The organism is Clostridium rhizosphaerae, assembly GCF_016765585.1.
GTDB classification, from domain to species: domain Bacteria; phylum Bacillota; class Clostridia; order Clostridiales; family Clostridiaceae; genus Clostridium_AT; species Clostridium_AT rhizosphaerae.
On record NZ_JAESWC010000002.1, the window covers coordinates 884,369 to 906,240 of the forward strand.

The following is a 21,872-nucleotide window of genomic DNA, read 5'->3' on the forward strand; positions in this document are numbered from 1 at the left end:
TTACTCACCTCGTTTAGTTATTAGTACTTTCCTCATGTAACATCCACCATCAAAATGATTTATACATTCACCACATCTCTTGCATTTATCATCATTAATCTTATAATACTCATTATCATTCTTACCAATATTCTCATTCTTGTGCGCAGCCTTTTTCACTGAAATAGCATCGTGTTTGCAAACACTCTCACATGCTAAGCAACCAAGACACATTTGATACTTTGTTATTTGACAATCAACCTTTTGTTTGACATCTCTAAGACTCTTTGATCCTAATATCTTTGTGTTAATTATTGTAACTTTAAGGTTCTTTTCGCCTAATCTTCCCTCAAGTATTAACACAGGATTGTTGCTTCTATCGTTTACATAAACTTGTCCTAATCTTTTATTACCCATATCAAAATTCAACCATCCGAAAGGTTTAAAGAACTCATATAATTCTTCAGTTATAGGTTTATTTAACTCATAATTAAAGGAGTCGCTTGCTGTTACACAGGGTTTAAATTCAACAAATGTACTCCTACTTATGGATAAACCATTCCCACCTTGTCTTGCCTTCCATTTTCCTTCATCAACATAAACTTCGGCATCAGGCTTGCCCACTTTTTTTGCAAAATTAATTAATAATTTTCTCCATTTTTCATATTCATCTGGCATATATATACTAGATAAGTATTGCGACCACTTTGAATTATTTGGACAGCACCAGCATCCTACTCTCGAATATCCAAGCCTATAAGCATAATTAAAATCAATATTACGTGATAAGATATACAGCCAAATATCGAAATCATACCAGTCTATAATTGGAGAAACAACATGTTGCTTTGTTATTTTGGGACTTTGACTTACCTTATCATATTTACTTCTACTTACCGATTCGCTTCTTCGAATTCCATAAAAAGTTAAGACTCTTTTTTTATTTTTGAATGTCGTATCAATACGTCTCGTAATTGCACCTGTCTTAAAAACAATACAGCACCACCGCATTACCCTGCTTGGTGGCCCTATTACTTCACACATATCATAAAAATTTTTCTCTTTATTCCTAGCTGAGAGAAATGGTATCTTAGGATTATTTTTATGGAATCTGTCCGCATACTCCATAGTGTGAGGAAATTCAAGTGTAGTATCTCCGAATATATGAAGAACCTTTTGTGTTCCAAGAGCTCTAGTGACTAAATCGCTTACTACTGTGCTATCCTTTCCACCAGAGAAAGAAACAAAGGTTTCATCGAATTTGAAATTGTCTTTCTGCTCATTAATAAAATTCATAGCCTCAGTGTCTATCTCATTAAATCTATACCTATTTTCTTCTAAGAATTTATCAATATATTCATAAAACATCTCATAATTGTTTTGAGGATTTAATGTCTTTAGCTCATCAATTACTTCAGATGACTTTCTCTCCATTAATTTATCAACTGTAACTTTTAAGCGCTTCCCATCAATATAATATTTGTTACCGACTCCATTCCACACTGAGCAGTTAATAAACTTAAAAGGTTCTCCGATTAGAATTTCTAGCATGAGTCTCTCCTCAGGGAATACTGGCCTAATATCAGTTGTTAATTCTCGTACATTATGACCTTCATGCTTACATTCTTTGTTGTATAGGGGTATATTACACTCATCGCACCAGTATACCTTTGAACCAACTATGTCAGCTCTCTGATTACAAACTGGACAAATACTAGTTTCACATGGTATATTGCAATTATTACATCTATAATTAATCATATTTTCACCCTTGTTCCATTAAAATCACAATTTCATTATATCAAAAAAGCCTTCAACTAATAAGTGTTATATCAGTATTAATTGTCGAATTTAACCTTATTATCGCAATTTTTACTACCTGCTAAGTTGAATTCTTCCAACCTGACCTATTTTATCAACCAAGTCTTAAAATTAATGTTGTTCTTATATGTATCTGGTTTGGCCAAATAGTATTATAGAACCTTTCCTTCTGCCCTATCTTAAATTTCTGCATCCAGTACTTGCTCTTTTCATTTACAAAGATCCATCAGTTGTAGTTTTTAGATTCTATAGTATACTTATAGTATTCTTCACCAATCTCTTAATTCCTTCCAAAAAAGACAAAAAGAGCGATTCAACTCGCTCTCTGGATAAATGTTCTTCCTTAGCCCTATGACATTTAAGCACTTCACTTCTTAAGTATCATTACTTCAGCAGTGCTGGCTATCAACCTATCAAACTTACGTATATCTTCTCCCTTTTTTAGATTGACTTTAATATGCCCTGCCCTCGTCCATAATTCAACAAGCTTATATATCTTCCCTGCCAAATTAAAAAGCAGAGCTTAAACTCTGCCTTTACTATTCCCATAAACTATCCATGAGTTTTCTCATTCTCTCCCTGCGAGCATTGGTTTCTTCTTCATCAAAAGTTATATTTTCACCATCTATTGTTAGTACATCTCCCTCTTTAGAATTTATAGGGAGCTTACTTTTTTCTATATTAATCATTTCTTCATCTTCTTTTTCGCATACAGCGAAGTTTCCTTCAAACCTATCAATTATAACTTTCATTTTATCACCTACTTTGCGCATTTATCACAAGGATCAGATTTTCCAAGTGCTATTACATCAGATAATTTTCCGCTTAATATGGCCTTGCTTCTAGCTAAAGTTGAGCAGGACTTGTTGAAATGATAAGACTTTCCTGCCGGTACATAGTAAGCTATCCTATCATCAGAAGAGCTTTTTGTCACTGCCGGAGCAGGAGTAGGTGTCGAAGCAGGGGCAGTTGACTTAGCAGCTGTGCTGCCGCTTGAGGAATTGCTTCCACTAGAAGCAGATGTTCCAAGTCCTGCATAGTTGTAGCTTCCTTCCTTAGTGTTAAAGGTAATACTCTTACCGTCAGAAGTTGCTACTATTGTACCTAATTCATCAGTTCTATATACCTTAATTCCTTTAGCCTTTAACTTGTCCATGGTTGACTTATGTGGATGTCCATAGTCATTTTCTTTACCAACACTTATAACTGCATATTTAGGATTAACGGCATTTAAAAATTCTTGTGTTGTAGAGGAACTGCTGCCATGATGACCAACCTTTAATAAGTCAGCTTTTATATCAAAACCTTTTGCCAGTATTTCTTTTTCAGAAACAGCTTCAGCGTCACCCATTAGCATAAAAGAATTTTCACCAAAGGTTAATTTTATAGCTACTGAACTATCATTTAAATCTTTATACTCTGAGCCATTAGGTGCTACTATTTTAGCTGTGGCAGAATTAAGCTTTATTTCATTTCCCGGAACAGGAGAAGTTATTTTAAGACCTTTATTTGCAATAGCTGTTAATACATCTTCAAAAGTCTTAGTGGTGTTACCGGCTTTAGGCATAATAATTTGTCCAATATCAAAGCTCTTAATAACAGTATCCATGCCGCCGATATGATCTTCATGAGCATGAGTTCCAACAACTACATCAAGCTTTTTAATGCCAAGGCCTTTTATATAATTAACTACATCATCACCATCTGGATTGTTTCCTGCATCTATAAGCATTGATTTATCACCGTTTTGGATAAGTATAGAGTCAGCCTGTCCAACATCTATAAAGTGCAGCTTTAACTGCCCTAAAGCAGTATTAGTTTTTTCTGCTTCTTTAGTCGTAGTATCTTTTGTATCAGCCACAGTCTCTTTAGAAGTTTCTTTTGTTGACTCCGTAGTTTTAGTTACTGTATTAGAGACTGTCTTAGATGCCTCTGAACAGCCAACACCTGCAAATAAAAACATAAGGCTTAGCAGTGAGGCTATACCGATGCTTTTCTTTGTATTTTTCATTCTATTTAGTACCTCCATAGTTTAGTCAAATATAATTGTTATCTATTTCCCAAGTATAACCTTATAAGCTTCATCTGATAGCCCGCTTGCTTTTAAGAATCTGCAAAATCTCGCAAAACAATCAATAACTTCATTTATAACTTCATCTGTTACAACCGTTCTATCCTCCCACCACCAATTTTTTATAACCAGTGGTGCATCTCCCCTATGTATTTCCGGCTCAAACCTTGCTATTATTTTATCTCCATATAATACCGGCAGCACATAATACCCATACTTTCTTTTAGAAACAGGTACATAAACTTCCCAGCTATATTCAAAATCAAAAATATCCTTAACTAACTTTCTGTCCCAAAGAAGATTATCAAGAGGAGCTAAGAAGGTTACCTTTTTATCAAAATTTTGTTCCAATTCCGCCAGCATATGTGAGTCCTCTGCTCTTATATAAAAGTTCTCATTAACTCCTTCTACCTCAACTCTTAACAGCTCTCCTTCAGCACATAACTCCTGTAATATTTCACTTCTTAATTGCTTTTCTGATAGAAAATGTCCCAGCCATCCGCCGCCATTTCTATCCCAGTATACTCCTATACTGCCTATCCTTCTTTTGAAGTACCATTTATAGAAGCTTCTATCGCTGTCAAAAGGATCTTTCATCTGCAGAATTTCTTTCGGAAGCACATTCTCAATAAGGTCATAAACTCTTTGAACATTCTTCTTCTCTTTAACTCCTAGAATCCCTATATTGAACATATAATCCATAGCTGCACTGGAAAGTTTACCATGTCCCCAACTCCCGCATTTGGCTCCTCCTAAGTCTATCTTAGAAGGCAAGCATGCTCCATTCTCAGCTATGTATCCTTTTATAAAATCAACATAGGTAATTGCTTCTCTTGAGTTTCGCCTTTTGAGCAGTTCTTCTAACTCTGATTTCCTTCTATTTCTTATTCTTTCAAAGTATGCCCAATCTTCAATGCAATAGATGGACATCATTTTATCCCATCCATCTATTAATTCTCTATCCTCATACATTAATTTTTCTAGCATTTTAGGTTCGTAATTTTCTATTCTGGATTGCAGAATAAGATCTATATTTCGACCTACAACATTTAGCGGATCATATTGTAAACATCCAACTCTTTTAACAAATTCCTTAATACCTAAATACCCATTAAATGTTTTTGGGTAATGCAGCCCTTGATAAATAACTAAAAATTTTCTTAACTGTTCCTTCGATATGCATATTTCCCCCATAAAATCATCTCCAAACTATAAGTTATCTGTTGCAATTTTTAAGATTTCACTGAATACTCATCCTTATGAACAACCAAATCAGGATTTTTCGAGTCAAAATGGCCATTTATAATGGCTATGCATTTTCCTTGAAAATCAAACATTGCAACCCTATCCATAGTGTAAAAAATTATTTGTCTCTTGTATTATAGCATATTTTGTAAATGCCTACTGCCTAATGTGCATATTTCCAACATACAAAAATGGCCTTACCCAATTAATATCAATGGATAAGGCCACAAGCTTCGTTACCTATGGTACGGTTCTCCGTAACACTTACAAGTGAAGTTTTACAATTGATACCCTATATTTTTATTATATAAACTGGTATTTATTAACTTAACATTACACTTACTTTCTTTCTTGTTTTTTCAGAAGAATATAACTAAAAGTCAAAGCAATGATATATATAACAATAAAAATCATAATGGTATAATTATCTGTAGGATAAGGAGAAATGGCCTGTTTGCATAATAATGAACTCGCTATAGAAATTGGCATAAATAGAACAATTGCCAAATTAGTAAAGTTTATTGCAAATGGTATTTTTGATTGAGAATATATCTTTCCAATAAAGTAACCTACAATACCGATAACTTGTATAATCATTCCGCCAAAAATACCTTCAGCAGATTTCTCTGAATACCAACCGCCAAATGCACAAAATAAACCAATTGCTAAAAAAGCTACAGAAGATATTAATAAAATTTGTGCGGTGACACCATTTTTGTTCCCTTGCAGTGTATTTTTTCCTATGCTGCTTTCTTGTTCATCTTTTAAAAGATAATCTGTTGTTACATCAAAAATATTACTTACTTGCACAATCTTATCCAAATCAGGATTTGATTCACCGACCTCCCATTTCGAAATAGATTGTCGTGATACATTAATTTGTGTAGCAAGTTGTTCTTGGGACATACCTTTTGCTTTTCTTAATGATTGCAGTTTTTCCCCAAATGTCATAAAACCCACCTCCTGTTTTCTTACTTTTAGTTTACCATTTTGCTTAGTTGCATTCTACCAAATAGACCTTGAACTTTCGCAACTACCAGTTGCAGGTGTTATATTAAGCTACTTACATATATGTATTATATAAATAATCTATTTGCATAATTACCCAATAAGTTCCTATTTATTAGTTTCTTGTTATATAATGTTTCACCTATAAAAATAGCCTTAGGCTATTTTTATCAATACCTAAGGCTAAAAATGCTACAGATACTTATGGTAGGGTTCGCCGTAAGTGGTATAACGTAGACTTTTTAGAGTTATCCGTTAACAATATGATATTAACTTTTCCAGTACTCAAAGGTAAATCCTAATCATACTTAAGCACAGCAATTCCCGAATAATCTTTAATATTTACAATGTTTAATTCAAGTTCTGTATATTCTTTTGCTTGCAGCCCTGAGGCCGATATAAATTTATCAACCTTGTCAAATATGAGACCCACTACCCCTAATGCTTTTGTTCTGTAGTGCATAGGTATAACCACTGTAGGGTTTAACTGCTTCATTACATTAACTGCCTCAAAGGCATCTATTGTATATCCACCGCCAACAGGAAGAAGCAGTATATCTACATTGCCTATTTCCTTTACTAGCTTAGAATTCAGAGTATGTCCTAAATCACCAGAGTGACAAACATTTATTCCATCAATTTTAAAGTTGTATATGGTATTTTTACCCTTCTTGGCTCCTGAGACTTTATCATGAAAGGTTTCCACACCTTTTATTTCTATTCCATATTCTGAAAAACTACCTGTTTCATTTATGTGTACAAAACCACTCTTTACTGCCTGTATATAATTATGATCACTGTGATCATGACTTGTTGCTACAATATCTGCTGTAATTTCTTCCGGCAATTTATACCCCAACGTATTTTTATAAGGATCCATCAGTATTTTCGTTCCATTTTCGGACGTTATCATAAAACATGAATGACCAAACCATTTAATTTTCATTTAAAATTCCTCCCGTATTCCTTTTAAACGCATAAAGATTATTACTCTTTACGTCTCCACTAATTCAAGTTATATTTTTTATACACTTTAAAATAAACCCATACCGCATTTAATAGTAACAATGCGCTTGTAACAAAGAAAACATAACTAATACCAAACCTGGCTGCTACTTGTCCTCCTAGAACCGAACCTCCGAATATACCTAAATAACCTGCCGATACGGTAAAGCCAAAAATTCTCCCCGTAATAGAAGCCGGTGTAATCTTCTTGACCAAGGTATTTACAGAGGGATTTAATCCTCCTAAAGTTAATCCTAATAGGAATCGAAGCCCCATCAGCTGCCAGGGGTTTACTACAAAGGCCTGTGGTATATAAATAAGTCCTGCAGCTACAATGGCAATTAATATAACTTTATGTGCCCCTACTTTATCTGAAAGTTTGCCTAAGTTTGGAGCAGCAATTATATTTGCCAGTCCCGAAGCCGAGAATGCCAAGCCTGATATAAGAGCAACATGGCTGGTATCCTTGCTTAACTGAGTAACATATACCGTTATGATTGGCTCAATAGTATATAGTGCCAAGGTTATTACAAAAAAGGTCACAGACAAAACAATAGTCAAGTTCTTTTCAGGAACACTATTCCAAACTTCCCTTGCACTGAGCGGTTTTTTATCTTCACGAATAAAAGATTCCTCTACAAATAAAAGAGTTGTGATAAAAGCGACTAAGAGTAGAGCCCCTGTTATAAAAAATACAGGCTGTAACCCAACCATCTCCTCTATTAAGCCTCCAATAGTTGGCCCAAGAAGCGATCCTGCAATACTTGCCGTTGAAAGCGTACCTAACGCATATCCAGCGTGCTCCTTATCAGTCTGAGTTGCAATAAGTGTAGTGCAGGCTGTACTGTAGCCTGTGATGGCCCCTTGCAGCAATCTCAATCCAATAAGTACATATACATTTGGTGCAAAACCCATACAGCTTATAACCACCGCCATGCCGAGGCTTGCTCTTAGGAGCATTGGTTTACGTCCAAACCTGTCAGCAGCATTACCCCAAATAGGTGAAAAAATAGCTGAAATTATATAGGTGATACCAAAGGCAATTCCTGAAAGCTCAGCAATTGAAGATGTATTAGAAATACCAAGCTGTTTTATATAAAGAGGCATTACCGGTGCAATCTGACTCATTCCTATGCCTGTTACAAACATGCCAAACCAGCAGACTATTAAATTTCTTTTCCACATTTTCATAAATGTCCCCCCTTCATATAGTTCTATGAAAAATCCATATCTTACTTTACAAAATAATAATAAACTATAAATTATTGTTTGTAAACTACATTTTATAGTTTGATAAATATACTATGTAATGTTAAACTATTCATAAGAAGATAAATTTCAAGGAGTGAAACACTGATGCAAAAAAGAAATTTAACAAAGGAAAAAATTATTCAGACTGCTTTCTTATTAGCCGATGAAATTGGTCTTAATCAGGTCACTTTCTCAAAACTTGCAGAAAAACTTGATATAAAATATCCTTCTTTATATAATCATTTCAACAATATGGATGCTCTTAGAATAGAAATGACGGTATATCTTTTAAATGATTTGAATTCCATATTAATGAAAAGATTGGTGGGGAAAAGCGGTGAGGCTGCTATCAAGGAATTTGCTTATGTTTATCGTGATTTTGCCTTTGAAAACAGAACTGCCTATGGGCTCTTTATGAATATTCCAAGTACAGAAAATGAGGAACTATACCGTTTAGCAATAGAGACCACCGGTATTATTTATCAGATTTTAGAGTTTTATATCAAGGATAGAACTCAGCGTGTTCATAAAGGCAGAACATTAAGGAGCCTTTTACATGGTTTTGTATCCTTATATTCCTTTGGATATTTCCACGGTGAAGTTAATTTGGAAGAAAGTTTTCAATCCATGATAGATGATTTTATTAAGTCTCTTAGAGCAAAGTAGAGAAGGTTTATACGATTAGAGATTACATTTCAAAATCCTTCTTCATAAAAGCAAGCACCTTATTTACATTTAAATTTACAATAGCAATTAAAAATTCTTATTGACGCAGAAAAACCCATCATGTATTATTATAGATAAAGACAGTCTGTGTTATCTTTATGGAGGAGATACTATGAAGTATACAAAAGCAACGAATTATGCCTTGCATATAATGACCTACTTGGTTAAGCAAGAAGGTAAAGACAATTTAAGCCTTCAACCTTTAGCTAGCCACATGAATATATCCCCTACTTACCTGTCCAAGATACTAACTCAATTAGTGAAGGCCGATCTTATTCAGTCTACACCAGGAGTAAATGGAGGCTATAGCCTTAGGAAACCTAAGACTGAAATAAGCTTTTATGACGTCATTCAAGCCATTGAAGGCAGCGGATCACTTTTTACTTGTGAAATGGACGAGAATCATGCTTGCCAAATAGAAAAGGTTATGAGAGACGCCGAAGAGAAAATGGTGAACGACCTTAAAGAAAAACGTATCTGCGACATTTTCTAAAAAATGAACCAACAAATATAGGCAGTTTTAACTGCTCATTTTTTAGCATAATTATAGATAATTACAGTCTGTATTATATTTTATAGGAGGTCTTATTATGAATCACATGCATCATCACAACCATCCGGATCAAAATTTTTCAACCAAAATTGCCTTTTTAGATAGTAGGCAAAGAGAGCGTCTCATACCACCCGAAGAACTTATCAGCCAAATGCCAATTGAAGAAAATCATACTCTACTGGATATCGGTGCCGGCACAGGTTTTTTTACAATTCCTATGGCAGAAAGTACATCTGGCAAAGTGTATGCTATGGACCCTGATAGACGTATGCTCAGCATTATAGAAGATAAGGCTAAGGAAAAAGGACTTACTAATATTGAATTGATTCAAGATTATATTGAAAACTTAAATCTTCAAAATGACAGCGTTGATTTTGCTATGTCATCCTTAATACTCCACGAAGTAAGTTCGCTGTCAAAAGCACTGTCAAAAATATATGAGGTACTAAACGCAGGAGGGCACCTGTTATGTCTGGAATATGAAAAAGACGACTTGATAGTGGAAGGGCCTCCAATGTCCATTCGCATTGGATCAGAGGAACTGGAAAATACATTATCTTTAATTGGCTTTGAAATTGTGAAGAAGACTAAAATTAATGATGCTATATATACTGTTTTAGCTGTTAAAAAGCATAGGCAGTTTTAACTGTCGATTTTTTATTCTAATTATAGATAATTACAGTCTATATTGTATTTCATATAAATTCTTATGCAGTGGATTTTATGACTGTCATTCTCTATGGTACTGTATTTCAAGGCATTGGAACAGGGCTGCTAAATGTGGTAAGAGCTTCAGGACAACCTGTCAAATCAATAATAATTTGAACAATCTCAAAAATGAGTATAGAAAATGCTCTAGCATAAACTGCTAGAGCTCTTCATTTTGGCGGAGAGAGTGGGATTTGAACCCACGGTATGGTTCTCCGCATCGGCCATAACGTAGACTTTTTCACATACTATCTTGTTATGTTTATTTTTAGATGTTTAGTTAGCTTATTTGTTATATAAAACCTTTTTGCTGCAGTAATATCTCGGTATCTCTCCATAACTTATTTTGCATTCCCCTATCATCACCTGGATATATAGGAATTATAGGTTTTCCGGTTACCACATTAAAATATCCACCCGTCACACCATTATATTGAGGATCTATAGCTAAACGAGTTATGATTTCTGCTCCTTTATGTGGATCACCAATATGCAAAAGCTTCAATATACGTTCAAGCAAAGGAGCAAACCAAAGCTCTCGCCCGAGGCCTGTAACATTAAAACCTGGATTAAGAGCATTAACTATAACTCTTGTTCCAGAAAGTCGGTATGATAATTCTGCAGTAAACATAATATTTAACAATTTGGTTTTTCCATAAATAACAGAAGACTCCCTAGCTGTAAAATTAGATATATCTATCAAGTCTTCTGGTAACTTAAGTTCACCATGGTTACGTGATGCTTCAGAAGCAACATTTACAATCCGTGCATTTTCTGACTCAATTAAAGTTTGCAGCAATGTATTAGTTAATAGCCAAGGAGCTAAATAGTTCACTGCTATCATTTCTGCAAAACCCTCGGAAGTTACTCTCTGTTCGAAGGCATGAAGTCCAGCATTATTTACTAATATATCGATTTTAGTGTAAGAAGCTTTAATTTCCTCCCCAACCCTTTTTACCTCTTTCATTAATGATAAATCTCCATAGAAAAAGTCAACCTTAGCTTTAGGATTAATACCTTTTAGTATTTTTTGAGTTGCTTCAGCCCGCTCTTTGTTTCTGGCTGTTAATACTAAATGTGCATTTTGTTTTACTAACTCAATTGCCACTAATTGTCCAAGTCCACTCGTAGCACCAGTAATTGCAACAGTTGTGAGTTTATTCATAGGCAGCCTCCTTAAATTTAATGCAGTTTAAAATACTATTATCTGTTTGCACAATGTTATCTAATAGTTTAATTTCTTGACATGATTTGTACAATTAATTATACTTGACATATATCAACTATATATTTTTATTTGACATATGTCAAATATTTTTATATTAGATTAATTTAATTGAGGTAAACTATGAAGGATAATATTAAAAACAATGATGCTACTCGAGTTCAATTAGAACTGGATTTAGGTGAACAGCTAAATGTAATTATAAGTGCCTCACATGCACTTAATGTGAGAACTGCAGCCCGTTTTGATCCTACATTACAGCCCGCGGCCTTTATCATTGTTCGTTGGCTTTTTTCATTTGGCCCAACAAGTGCAACAGCTCTATCAGAATCAACAGCTATGGATCGTAGTTCTGTTAGTCGCCTTGTAAATCAGCTAAAGAATCTTGGCTATGTAAAGAGCGAACAATCTCCAAGTGATCGGCGTGGTGTACTTGTATCCTTAACTGAACTTGGACAACAAAGAACAATGGATGCTTTAAAAGAGAAAGAAAACGCTTTTTATGAAAGAATTGAAAAGTGGGATGATTCCAAGCTTGAAACCTTTATTGAACTTCTCAAAGATTTTAATTGTTACCGCACTAAATGATTTTCTGTTTTATATTAATTACTCAAAATAAAAGCATTAATTGAAATAATGGCGTTTTTTCAATTAATGCTTTTATTTTGTATTTTTCACCTCAAATATAGTGATATCAATGGTTTTAAAGAAAATCCTTGTTATCTATGATACGGTTCTCCATAACTACTCTAAATGAGGTTTTTTCATTTTATTCAGCATGTACAATTATGTTTTCTTCTTGTATAAAATTAAGCCTATTGCCAGCCACATCTGTTATGTTTAAAAAGGAACAAGGTAATCCTCTTGCAGTCAAGAAATCCGGACCGTCCATAAGTTGAAAATGAAGATGTGGACAGTTAGACAATCCTGTATTTCCTACCTTACCAATGACTTGCCCTTGCTTCACTTTATCCCCATTTTTTATAGTTAGACTATTTGTTAATAAATGCCCATAAAATGAATACTCCTCATTTTCATGCTTTAAAACTATGTAGTTCCCACACTGAGCAGCTAGCCCATACTTATCTATATAAGGTTTTCTCTCATCCCAGTTCCAAGAAGTTGTCATATCAAAACTATAATAACAATCCACTACTTCTCCATCCGCTATTGCTAATACATCCTTACCATAAACTATGTAATCCTCATCACACATATTTTCCTTATAACATAGCTTTTGGTCAACATTATACTGAGCCATATCAAAAGCAAATTCCATGGAATAATGTTGTCGATGGTCAGGTAAGCTATTATAATTGCCGCAGGTTGAAATACTACCTTTAAGTGGCAATATATATTGATTCTTATTTTTATATTGAATTAGTGGAATTTTAAGTTCATGCACATGTTCTTCTTCACATTGAAGATAATTAACTTTTATTACCAATTTATCTATAACTTTATCATATATTACCACAAAATATTCATTAAATATCCCTGTTTCCTGATTAGGTCTCATCTCCACAGAATCTGTATAGCATTCTGGATTCCAAAATCCCTCTTCACCCAAAAATAACTTTGCCCCAAATCCTTTACCAAGCCAAGCACCATTCTCTGCAAATTTTTTAATAATATTGCTCAACGATTCTCCCTGATATACGATTTCTTTTACTAAAGTATTTGATGTATATAACTCAAATTTTATGTCTTTTAGTATTAGCTTCTTATCAGAACTGTTTTTAATTCTTAATCCATGTAAAAGAAAATTTGATATTACTTTTCCGCCGCTCTCAAGTGCCATATTAATAATAAAATCCTTTGGTTTTGTAACTACCTCCATGATAATCCCCCAGTATACAAAATTATTAGTCAATATTCCATTGACATCTTCATATTACCACTTTGCTTTTCCACAGCAACCTCAATATTAATTCATAAATAAGACTGTGCCTTATTCAGTTAGAATAAAGCCTATTTTGATTTAATCTTTTTTGTTTTAGTATAATTCTTTCTATACTTTTTAAAGTCAAAAAGCATTTTTCTTTAAGTACCTTTTTGTTGATACCTGCTTTATATTCTTCATAAATTTTAATATTTCTCTTATTATATTCTTCTTTTATGTTTGTATTTTCTCCCCATTTTTTCTTACTATCATCTTTTTTAGATATATATATATTCTCAATCAACATACTGTTGAATCGCTTCTAAATATATCACTTCAAAAATGTCACTAGCCTTTTTATAATACATAGCGTTGCAATGCTCCTCCTATTTTAAAATATATTAGGATTCGCAAAGGCTATTATTTGTATCAATACCTAAAACTATAATCCTCATTTATTTATGATACGGTTCATCATATCACATTCCAAGCTCATTTATATATAAATACTTTTAAATTTAAATATTTATATATAAAACAATTTTAATATATATATTTTTACCTATGTATAAATTTAAATATATAAATATTTACTGCAAATATGTGCATTTCTATTAAATTAAAGCCTTTATTACATCAGCTTTCTATAATAGTTGATCCCTTATTATCTAGTTCTTAACAGTGATAAGTCCTGATGCAAATAAATTATTAATATCTTCATACAACCTTGCAAGATCATTTTCTGTAGTATCTAAGTTATATGGGAACTCTTCATTCTTACAATATGTTCCTCTAAATACCTCAATGTCCAATTGTTCTATTCTTAATCTGATAGTAACAATATTCTCCCTTTTGCTGCCATACTTACTCATAAGCTTTTCCTTTAATTTAATAGCAAAAACTTTTACATTACCTTCATTATTGCGCCATGCTGGATAAAATTCTTTTGTACATTTTTCTTCAAAAATTTTAAGGATGTTATTAATCAGAATCTTATTTTTGTCATTAACTGTTTTATATTTATTGTCACTAAAAAATTCTTCGTATTTCATTTCTAAGTCACCCCTTATTAGAAAGTCTATCAGCAAAACCTTTTAAGTATATATTTAATATTCTTCACAAATCTCTTAATTCCTTCCAAAAAGACAAATAGAGCGATTTTACTCGCTCTCCAAAAGTGCAGCTTTTGCTATTATTTATTTAACATTCTTATATAATCCATAAATTTAATTTCCCATTTAGAATCCGAACTATATACTTTATCCTTGCTATCTAAATAATGTTTAATAATCTGGATTTCTTCTTCTGAAAGTGTTTTAAATAATTCAAATGCTTCATCATCCCAAAAACACACGCTTAGCACTTCCACCAAGTCACGTAAGCTATGAATCTCTTCTTTTACCATTGCAATCTTATCAGAAATAAATCTACAATCATTTATTTCATTTATTAAATCACGTAACCTTTCGTCCTCCATAGGATAATTATCTATAAACTCACCTTCTACTAAGTCCTCTTCATACTTAAAGGATAAAAATACATTATTAATATTCCCTGTAGACAGTACCAATTCAATTCTAGGATATATATTTGCAGCTGTATTTTGGATATATTTTATCTTATCACTATCAGCTATTCCTAAAGTATCACATACTCTCTTTGCTGAATTTCTTAGTTTAGTCAAAATTTCAGCTTTGGATAAGTTTCTGAAAATCCTTAATAATTCTTTACTTTGCAAAGTTGTTATATCTAATGTTAATATATCCTCGCCTAGAATATCAAGCCCTATTGCATTTGTTAGTATTGGTTCAAAAATATTAATTAATAAGCCTTTATAATCACTGCAATAGCTATTTAAAATACCTATGATATTCTCCCTATCAAAACATATACAAAACTCATTTTCAATAAGCAGTGCTTTTAAGTATTCATTTATATATTCAATTCCCTGCAGCTTTTCTGATATAGGATTAGAAAGTTGATAATCTATGCTGCAATTTATCCTATGAGCGAAAAATCTGTAATCATATTTGTTTTTATTAAAGAATTCACCTATTTCATTTAATGTATCGTTATATGATATGTTTTCTATACTAGGTGAACTTTTTTTAACCGCTTCTAATAATTTCTTCCCATACTCCATCAAAGATGCTATTTTTCTCCAAGAGGCTCTTAATAAGTCCTCAATCTCTTCCTCTATCAATATTTCACTTACATTCATTAATCCTCTTAGCTCTAAGTCCAAGGAAAAGCAAATTGAATTGAGCAGTTCTTCTGCTATTTCTATTGGAACTGATGTACTATCCCCCATGGTATATTTCTCAGTACGTTTGCCAAGTATATTCCATACTTTTGCTTCAATAAGCATCCTATCTTCTTCACATATATCTTTATCTATTTGAAAATTATCTAAAAATGCCAATAAGCTCTTGTTATTTTCCTCCATATACCCTCCTGTATTCCTTATTCTGTCCATAAAGATTATTAATCTTTATGCCTCCTGTATTCTTTATACTGTCCTTATATATCTGTATCATTAACTTTATAGCCATATCTTGTATTTCTACAAAGCTCCTCTAGATTAGTTCCACTTAAATACTCTAAAGAACCTTGACATTTTCCATCAAAATGTATTTTCATAAACTCTATAAGTTCATCATCAGCTATTTGATCCATTGCTTCATTTTTAAAGAAATAAAAGCACTCCTGAATCTCCATTAATGTCTCTTTATAATTCTGCTGCATTATATAAGGTGAATCACAGAAAACTTCCACTATCTTTTTCAAAATTCCTTCAGAAAACTCAATTCTTCCTGTATCTTTTAGTGCCTTAAAACGATTTTCAACCAGTTCATTAATATCTCCATCAGATAAAGCTAATCCATACTTAATTGTCATTTTATTACATGCTTTTAACTCGATTACAGCTTGTTTTTTTTGTATATCTTGAAATGCTAATGCCATATTTTTATTCACTATAATCACCTCTAAATACACTGTACTCCTAGCTTTAACCCAGTACAAGACTTGACATTTTGGTAATTTTGTGGTAATATATAATCATAAAAAACTTCCCAGTTTAAGAATCAATCTGGGAAGTATTTTTTATTTTATCCAAACATGTTATGATTGAAGGCCTTATTTCTATTAGCATAACTTACCAGGGTCTTTTATAGTCATTCTTCATACCTTGTTCATATTTTTATAGTATATTCTTAACGTTAATCAAATGTTTAAAACTATAAATTAGCCGAATGCATAATCAGCGGAGGATACATCTTTGGGGGTGAAGCACATTTGTGCAGGGATTCCTCTTCCCGAACCCGTCAACTAACTTCGCAGGCTATTAGGAGGAAGAACTTATGAAAAAAAAATTTATTGCCTATTTTTTACTTACAGTTAGTCTTGCTGTATCTTCTCAATTTATTTCAAAAAATCTTCGGACAAGCTTTGATTCAGCACCAGTTACATATCTTACAAGTGAACAGGATGCACAAATCTCAGCCGAAAGTCAGCTTTTAGCTAACCAGCAAATAATATTAGCTGAAAGTGCTAACATAAAAGATTCATCAACTTCTGATGCCCAAGACACTAAGCCTGCACCTGCATTATCTAGAGGAGGGACAGGCTTATCCAAATCACAAGCTGTTTCCTCTGAAAAATCAGTTGTAAAAAAGCAGAATTCAGCAGCTGGTAAATCTGGAAGCACGACTCAAACAACAGCTTCTTCTAATGTACAGCTATTAGATTGGTGGAAAAGTGGACAATTTACCTTCTCAATTGGTACTGTAGCTGAGGTTAAGGATTTTTACACCGGAAAAACCTTTATGGTTAAAAGAACAATGGGTACTAATCATGCTGATTCGGAAGCTTTAACTAAAAAAGACACCGATATAATAAAAAGTATCTGGGGAGGCTTTTCCTGGAATAGACGTCCTGTAATATTAACGATTGGTGGAAAAAGATATGCAGCTTCTATGAGTGCTATGCCCCATGCCGGCTTAGACTCAGCGCCAGAATATGCAACTATAAATAATCGTTCTGAAGGCTATGGCACTGGTCAAAATCTTGATGTAATTAAGGGAAATGGAATGGATGGACACTTCGACATTCACTTTTTAAACAGCACTAGGCATAAAGATGGACAGAAGGATCCTCAGCACCAGGCCGCATTATTGGTAGCCGCAGGAAAATAAATTTAAGGATTGTTACTTCTGTAATGTTTTTAGGAGCTCTGATTGGAATTTGGTTTAATATTTAGGAACAAAACAGCATACGAAAAGATGAAGATAAACTTCATTCTCGCAGTTGGCTTCCTTGTTGTTGCACACGTTGCTATGATACTTGGTATGGTAAATCCTGAAATTATAAGCAAGATGTCAGCCATGCCTAAGATGTAATATTATATACTTAATCTAAAATGCTGCAAATTAGTAGGGCTAGTCATATTCTTGACTAGCCTTTGTTTTTGTATAGAACTTCATATTTTGATTTTATAGTGCAGATAAATAAAAAATCGGCTTGTACAGTTATCCCTGCACAAAGTAAAAAATTAAGGCTGATATTACAATCAATGCTATTAGACATAAAATTGAAGTACTAAGCTTCACTTTATTTTGTGGTAACCTCTCCACATATTGAGCATTCTTCCTTAAAAGCAGTATATAAATTACTAATCCAATAATAGCCAAGCCCAAGCTTAACAGATGTGAAATTGAGAAAGGACCCCAAATAACCGGATTTATTCTAAAAAACTCAACTACACCTCTTATTATGGAAAAGGAAATTAAATAAATAATAAATAGTTCTCCCTCAAATTTCTTTTTGTAGCTTCTTCTCCATAAAACCACAAATAATATATAATCTAATATAAACTCATAAACCTGTGCGGGATGCAGTATTTGCCCGCCATAATTGATACCCCATGGCATTATGGTTGTCATAGGCTTCCCAAATACATCACAGCCTACCCTTCCAATACCTTGTGCCAAAGGCAGGGCCATTACTGCTATATCGGCTAATTTAAAGAAGGATATTTTACTTTTAAGTGAGTAAAAATAGCCTGCTGCAATTGCCAGAAAAACACCTCCATGTATTGAAAGGCCTCCTTCATCTATTTTAAGAATCTCTGAAGGGTTATTATAATAGAAGGCTGGGTTATAGAAAAGAATATAAAAGAGCCTTGCTCCAACAACTCCCGCTATCACCACAATTATAATAAGGTTTAGCATTGAATCTTCGCTTACTCCTCTTTTTTCTGCCTGTTTCACTGCAAAAATGCTTGCTGAAATTATTCCTATTGCTATCATTAAGCCGAAGAAATAAATATGAACTGGTCCAAAACTAATAAGTTCTTTCATTACTTAACTTCCTTTCATCAACTATTCAATTATTTTTCTATCAATATGAAAAGATTATAGTCCATTGATTTAAAGATAATATGAAGATTTTCTGCAATATCATAAAAATAGTTGATTTCTGCTGTCAGAAGTTAATTAAATAAGGTGGATTAATTTCTACTTACTAGTTCATCCTTTAAAGGATTTCAACATAGCTTACAATTGCTAATTAGTTCCATTATAAAGCCCTTATCCAAAAGGATAAGGGCTTAATGTACATGATTTATTAATTATCCTAAACTTCTACCAGCCGCTGCCTACTGAGTTGTGAACAAATGCTGCTATTCTATTAACTGGTATATCTACTACTGCTCCAAGTCCATTGTTTGCATTACAGCTTATTCCACTTGGTAATGTTCCACCTTGTCCTTCTAAATTTCCGCGGCCTAAATGCTGGTCACAGCAGTTGCCAAGTGCACAGCCAGGAGCTGGTCCTATCCGATCTATCAGTCTTACAAAGTCACGGTTTACACTAACCAGTACTCCGGTAAAGCCTCTTCCTGATTCTCCACCGCTTGTTGTAAATATAGTTACTGTTTGTCCGATGTGTCTTGCTAAATTAGCTACAAAATTTCCATCAGGCATCCTCTGTCCCCTCCTCTATAAATATATGTGTAGTTTTCAGGACTTCTGTCCTGGTACATAATATGATATTCACTTTGAATTGTTACAAAAAATATCGGCAGAATAAATCTGCCGATATTTTTTGTAAAGTTTAATTTCAAGGGGTAGCATTTATAAAAAGGAGCAAGGAGATCAATAATATTTATTAATTTTCTCTCAAAAGCTGTACTCTAAAGGCTGTAGTTTGTGGAGGAATACTAGCGGTCATAAAGGTTGCATAAGCTATCCTTACTAGCTGACCTGGCCTCAAATCTTCTAGTCTTATTATTTTTCCTTCTTCGTCTAGAATTTGTGTTGCATCAGTTATTACAAATCTTACTTGGCTTAACATGTCCTCAGCTCTGCCTGTGTAAAGAAATCTGTTTTCGGAATCTATCTCTAAAATTCTGTCCATCCTGCCATTGAAAACCATATTTTTATAACTTATAACTATTTTAAAAGCCCTTGCCTGAGGCGGAATGCTATATGTCATAGCAGCTGAAAAATCAGCATATATTCTAAGTCCCGGTCTTAAGGCGTTAAATGAGGTTTTTTCTCCAAAGGGATCCAGTATTACTGTATCAGGCCCCACTACCAAAGTGATAAAATCTTTACTAACATTAAAATTTGGGTCTGTAGTTATATAAGATATCAATACATATCCTGTGTTTTCATTTGTAAAGATTTTTTCTATAGTAGCATCTAAAATAGTAAGAACATTATCATCTTCGTAGACTTCATCGCTGTCAGCTCTAAAACAACAGTTATACATAACTTTCCTTTTCCTATTATTATTCTCCATAACATCTTATGAACATAAACAGAAAAGTGCCACAGTTTCTGTAATAAATTATGCGTGCAGTCATAAAATATAGGATAATTTTGATGTATATTAATTATCTATAAAAAAGCCTGTACTCATTATGATTACAGACTACTTAACAATTGGTTATATGGATAATGGGAATTTGAGATATTTAAGTGCAAATTATTTTGATTGCTCAGCTACCCTGAACCTTACAATTTCACGAATTAAATCTAATGGCATTGGTCTGTTCAAAGGGAATTGTATTGTTCCCTTTGTTGTTTTATAGTCGGTTAGTTTTTCTTTAAAAGCTATTATACCTTCAGGTTGTGGATAGAAACCAATGTGTTTTTGAAATCCGGCAAAATGAACCAACCATTTTCCATTCAAATCGTATGTAGGCATTCTCATACAAATTCGTTCTGTAGCCTGTGGTGCTAATTCAAGTATAATATTTCTGATTGAGGTCAATCGTTCCTGTACTTCCACAGGAAACTCTTTAATATATACGTCTACTTCATTCATTTAAATATACCTCACCTTCTTTGTTATCATCTTAGACAAATACTGAGAAATCAAATTCATATATGTTTCGCTTTATCTTACAATTTTGAATTAGTTCCATTATCAAAAGCACTAAGCCGCAGCTCATAAAAATACAGTACGATTGGGTGCTTCAGCTTCATTTTCTCAGCCATGTTTAAAAGTCTCTTTTTTCCAACTCGTCTGTCCACCAACGCAAAAATATTCATTAAGATATCCTTACTCTCAAGGCTTTCCTCTATAGAATTAGTTAAAAATCTATTTGCTTCAACCTCAAAATTTGATTTGCTTAAAGCTGACTGAGCAGATAGTATTTCCTTTGCATATTCTGATATTTTTCTGCTTCTTGCAATTACTATTAATCTATCCTCTGGGATTGTACCCTTAGAATCTTTTCTGACCTTTTCAATTTCCTCACTGCTGATAGGAATTTGAAGCTCCGGATCATTCTTTATTTCCTGCTCCGTCTGATACCATCTGATTGAGGTAGTTGTATCATTCATATTGAACACGTACTTTTTATCTACTTTAATATAAGATCGCCCAGCTTTATCAGGTAAATAACGGTAGCTGGTGGCACTATATTCTACCCTGTCATATAACGCTGGGCTTAGAAAACTCTCTAGACTTTGCTTCATTTTGCTCCAAGCCATGAAATCCTCCTATGAATTAACATTCTAAATTAATTACAATTTATATTATTGCACATTTCTACAGCTTTTGGTAACTTTTCTTCAATCATACTTAAGCACTGCAACTCCTGAAAAGTCTTTTATATTTTCTTTGCTTAAGTTAAGTTCCTCATATTCTTTAGCCTTAAGCCCTGAAGCTAAAATGAATCTTTCAGCCTTGGCAAATACATGTCCTCTCAGGCCTAAGGCTTTTGTTCTATAATGCATATGTATAACAATTGTTGGGCTTAGCTGTTTCATTGTAAACTACAGACCCAAATCCAATGAGATCATAACCATCAATATTTATATCCCTAGAATTTTTCAAGTTAAATACTTCTTGTTTTGTAATACATAGTAACTTATAATTAAATAAG

The 21,872-nt window shown here is 33.3% G+C and carries 24 protein-coding genes, 1 pseudogene and 1 riboswitch; of the genes and pseudogenes, 6 read left to right on the forward strand and 19 right to left on the reverse strand.

Going from position 1 to position 21,872, the window contains the following annotated elements:
• From JK636_RS07320 to JK636_RS07350, 7 genes are all read right to left on the reverse strand, one after another.
• Nucleotides 1-1,740 carry a phosphoadenosine phosphosulfate reductase domain-containing protein gene (locus tag JK636_RS07320; RefSeq protein WP_202748176.1) on the reverse strand — a complete coding sequence of 580 codons (1,740 nt, stop codon included), beginning with the start codon at nt 1,738-1,740 and terminating at the stop codon, nt 1-3.
• Nucleotides 1,741-2,339: 599 nt separating this feature from the next.
• A complete protein-coding gene (locus JK636_RS07325) occupies nt 2,340-2,552 on the reverse strand; it encodes a DUF3006 domain-containing protein (protein ID WP_202748177.1) in 213 nt (70 codons plus the stop codon).
• Nucleotides 2,553-2,560: 8 nt separating this feature from the next.
• Entirely contained in the window at nt 2,561-3,811 is a 1,251-nt protein-coding gene (locus tag JK636_RS07330) for a ComEC/Rec2 family competence protein (protein ID WP_243428134.1), read from the reverse strand.
• 42 nt (nt 3,812-3,853) lie between these two features.
• Nucleotides 3,854-5,065, reverse strand: a complete 1,212-nt coding sequence (locus JK636_RS07335) for a DNA glycosylase AlkZ-like family protein (protein WP_202748178.1) — start codon at nt 5,063-5,065, stop codon at nt 3,854-3,856.
• Nucleotides 5,066-5,455: 390 nt separating this feature from the next.
• Entirely contained in the window at nt 5,456-6,067 is a 612-nt protein-coding gene (locus JK636_RS07340; RefSeq protein WP_202748179.1) for a helix-turn-helix domain-containing protein, read from the reverse strand.
• 355 nt (nt 6,068-6,422) lie between these two features.
• Complete coding sequence (locus tag JK636_RS07345; protein ID WP_202748180.1) at nt 6,423-7,070, reverse strand: MBL fold metallo-hydrolase; 648 nt, start codon at nt 7,068-7,070, stop codon at nt 6,423-6,425.
• A gap of 59 nt (nt 7,071-7,129) precedes the next feature.
• A complete protein-coding gene (locus JK636_RS07350; RefSeq protein ID WP_202748181.1) occupies nt 7,130-8,320 on the reverse strand; it encodes a multidrug efflux MFS transporter in 1,191 nt (396 codons plus the stop codon).
• A gap of 165 nt (nt 8,321-8,485) precedes the next feature.
• Between JK636_RS07350 and JK636_RS07355 the strand changes: the two genes are divergently transcribed.
• From JK636_RS07355 to JK636_RS07365, 3 genes are all read left to right on the forward strand, one after another.
• Nucleotides 8,486-9,046 carry a TetR/AcrR family transcriptional regulator gene (locus JK636_RS07355; RefSeq protein WP_202748182.1) on the forward strand — a complete coding sequence of 187 codons (561 nt, stop codon included), beginning with the start codon at nt 8,486-8,488 and terminating at the stop codon, nt 9,044-9,046.
• A 172-nt stretch (nt 9,047-9,218) separates the two neighbouring features.
• Complete coding sequence (locus JK636_RS07360) at nt 9,219-9,599, forward strand: Rrf2 family transcriptional regulator (protein WP_202748183.1); 381 nt, start codon at nt 9,219-9,221, stop codon at nt 9,597-9,599.
• 97 nt (nt 9,600-9,696) lie between these two features.
• Nucleotides 9,697-10,305 (forward strand): class I SAM-dependent methyltransferase, encoded by a 609-nt coding sequence (locus JK636_RS07365; RefSeq protein ID WP_202748184.1) that lies wholly within the window; start codon nt 9,697-9,699, stop codon nt 10,303-10,305.
• Nucleotides 10,306-10,659: 354 nt separating this feature from the next.
• Here JK636_RS07365 and JK636_RS07370 read toward each other — a convergent pair whose 3' ends face one another.
• Nucleotides 10,660-11,532, reverse strand: a complete 873-nt coding sequence (locus JK636_RS07370; RefSeq protein WP_202748185.1) for an SDR family NAD(P)-dependent oxidoreductase — start codon at nt 11,530-11,532, stop codon at nt 10,660-10,662.
• 183 nt (nt 11,533-11,715) lie between these two features.
• On the opposite strand from JK636_RS07370, the gene JK636_RS07375 reads away from it, so the two are divergent.
• Complete coding sequence (locus JK636_RS07375) at nt 11,716-12,180, forward strand: MarR family winged helix-turn-helix transcriptional regulator (RefSeq protein WP_021653707.1); 465 nt, start codon at nt 11,716-11,718, stop codon at nt 12,178-12,180.
• Nucleotides 12,181-12,361: 181 nt separating this feature from the next.
• Here JK636_RS07375 and JK636_RS23840 read toward each other — a convergent pair whose 3' ends face one another.
• From JK636_RS23840 to JK636_RS07400, 5 genes are all read right to left on the reverse strand, one after another.
• Nucleotides 12,362-13,432 (reverse strand): peptidoglycan DD-metalloendopeptidase family protein, encoded by a 1,071-nt coding sequence (locus tag JK636_RS23840; RefSeq protein WP_202748186.1) that lies wholly within the window; start codon nt 13,430-13,432, stop codon nt 12,362-12,364.
• 115 nt (nt 13,433-13,547) lie between these two features.
• On the reverse strand, nt 13,548-13,781 hold the full coding sequence (locus tag JK636_RS07385; RefSeq protein WP_243428135.1) for a hypothetical protein: 234 nt from the start codon (nt 13,779-13,781) through the stop codon (nt 13,548-13,550).
• Between the two features lie 361 nt (nt 13,782-14,142).
• Nucleotides 14,143-14,526 carry a hypothetical protein gene (locus JK636_RS07390; RefSeq protein WP_202748187.1) on the reverse strand — a complete coding sequence of 128 codons (384 nt, stop codon included), beginning with the start codon at nt 14,524-14,526 and terminating at the stop codon, nt 14,143-14,145.
• Between the two features lie 140 nt (nt 14,527-14,666).
• Nucleotides 14,667-15,920 carry a DUF6179 domain-containing protein gene (locus JK636_RS07395; RefSeq protein WP_202748188.1) on the reverse strand — a complete coding sequence of 418 codons (1,254 nt, stop codon included), beginning with the start codon at nt 15,918-15,920 and terminating at the stop codon, nt 14,667-14,669.
• 74 nt (nt 15,921-15,994) lie between these two features.
• Nucleotides 15,995-16,450 carry a DUF6323 family protein gene (locus JK636_RS07400; protein WP_202748189.1) on the reverse strand — a complete coding sequence of 152 codons (456 nt, stop codon included), beginning with the start codon at nt 16,448-16,450 and terminating at the stop codon, nt 15,995-15,997.
• 262 nt (nt 16,451-16,712) lie between these two features.
• Nucleotides 16,713-16,834: riboswitch (cyclic di-AMP (ydaO/yuaA leader) on the forward strand.
• A 2-nt stretch (nt 16,835-16,836) separates the two neighbouring features.
• Here JK636_RS07400 and JK636_RS07405 point away from each other — a divergent pair.
• Nucleotides 16,837-17,670, forward strand: a complete 834-nt coding sequence (locus JK636_RS07405) for a hypothetical protein (protein WP_202748190.1) — start codon at nt 16,837-16,839, stop codon at nt 17,668-17,670.
• A 42-nt stretch (nt 17,671-17,712) separates the two neighbouring features.
• Nucleotides 17,713-17,874: pseudogene (locus JK636_RS07410) on the forward strand (DUF6803 family protein); the annotation flags it as partial.
• 129 nt (nt 17,875-18,003) lie between these two features.
• Here the strand turns inward: JK636_RS07410 and lgt are convergent.
• The 6 genes from lgt to JK636_RS07440 all read right to left on the reverse strand — a co-directional run bounded on the left by lgt (nt 18,004) and on the right by JK636_RS07440 (nt 21,756).
• The gene (gene lgt / locus JK636_RS07415) at nt 18,004-18,834 is read right to left on the reverse strand and encodes a prolipoprotein diacylglyceryl transferase (protein ID WP_202748191.1); all 831 of its coding nucleotides are present in this window, start codon (nt 18,832-18,834) and stop codon (nt 18,004-18,006) included.
• Nucleotides 18,835-19,116: 282 nt separating this feature from the next.
• Nucleotides 19,117-19,458 (reverse strand): hypothetical protein, encoded by a 342-nt coding sequence (locus JK636_RS07420; protein WP_202748192.1) that lies wholly within the window; start codon nt 19,456-19,458, stop codon nt 19,117-19,119.
• Nucleotides 19,459-19,642: 184 nt separating this feature from the next.
• Nucleotides 19,643-20,248: a hypothetical protein gene (locus tag JK636_RS07425; protein WP_202748193.1), complete on the reverse strand. Its 606-nt coding sequence runs from the start codon at nt 20,246-20,248 to the stop codon at nt 19,643-19,645.
• 216 nt (nt 20,249-20,464) lie between these two features.
• The gene (locus JK636_RS07430; RefSeq protein ID WP_202748194.1) at nt 20,465-20,806 is read right to left on the reverse strand and encodes an iron chaperone; all 342 of its coding nucleotides are present in this window, start codon (nt 20,804-20,806) and stop codon (nt 20,465-20,467) included.
• Nucleotides 20,807-20,883: 77 nt separating this feature from the next.
• On the reverse strand, nt 20,884-21,477 hold the full coding sequence (locus JK636_RS07435; RefSeq protein WP_202748195.1) for an SF0329 family protein: 594 nt from the start codon (nt 21,475-21,477) through the stop codon (nt 20,884-20,886).
• An 81-nt stretch (nt 21,478-21,558) separates the two neighbouring features.
• Nucleotides 21,559-21,756 carry a hypothetical protein gene (locus JK636_RS07440; RefSeq protein ID WP_243428137.1) on the reverse strand — a complete coding sequence of 66 codons (198 nt, stop codon included), beginning with the start codon at nt 21,754-21,756 and terminating at the stop codon, nt 21,559-21,561.
• Nucleotides 21,757-21,872 lie beyond the last annotated feature (116 nt).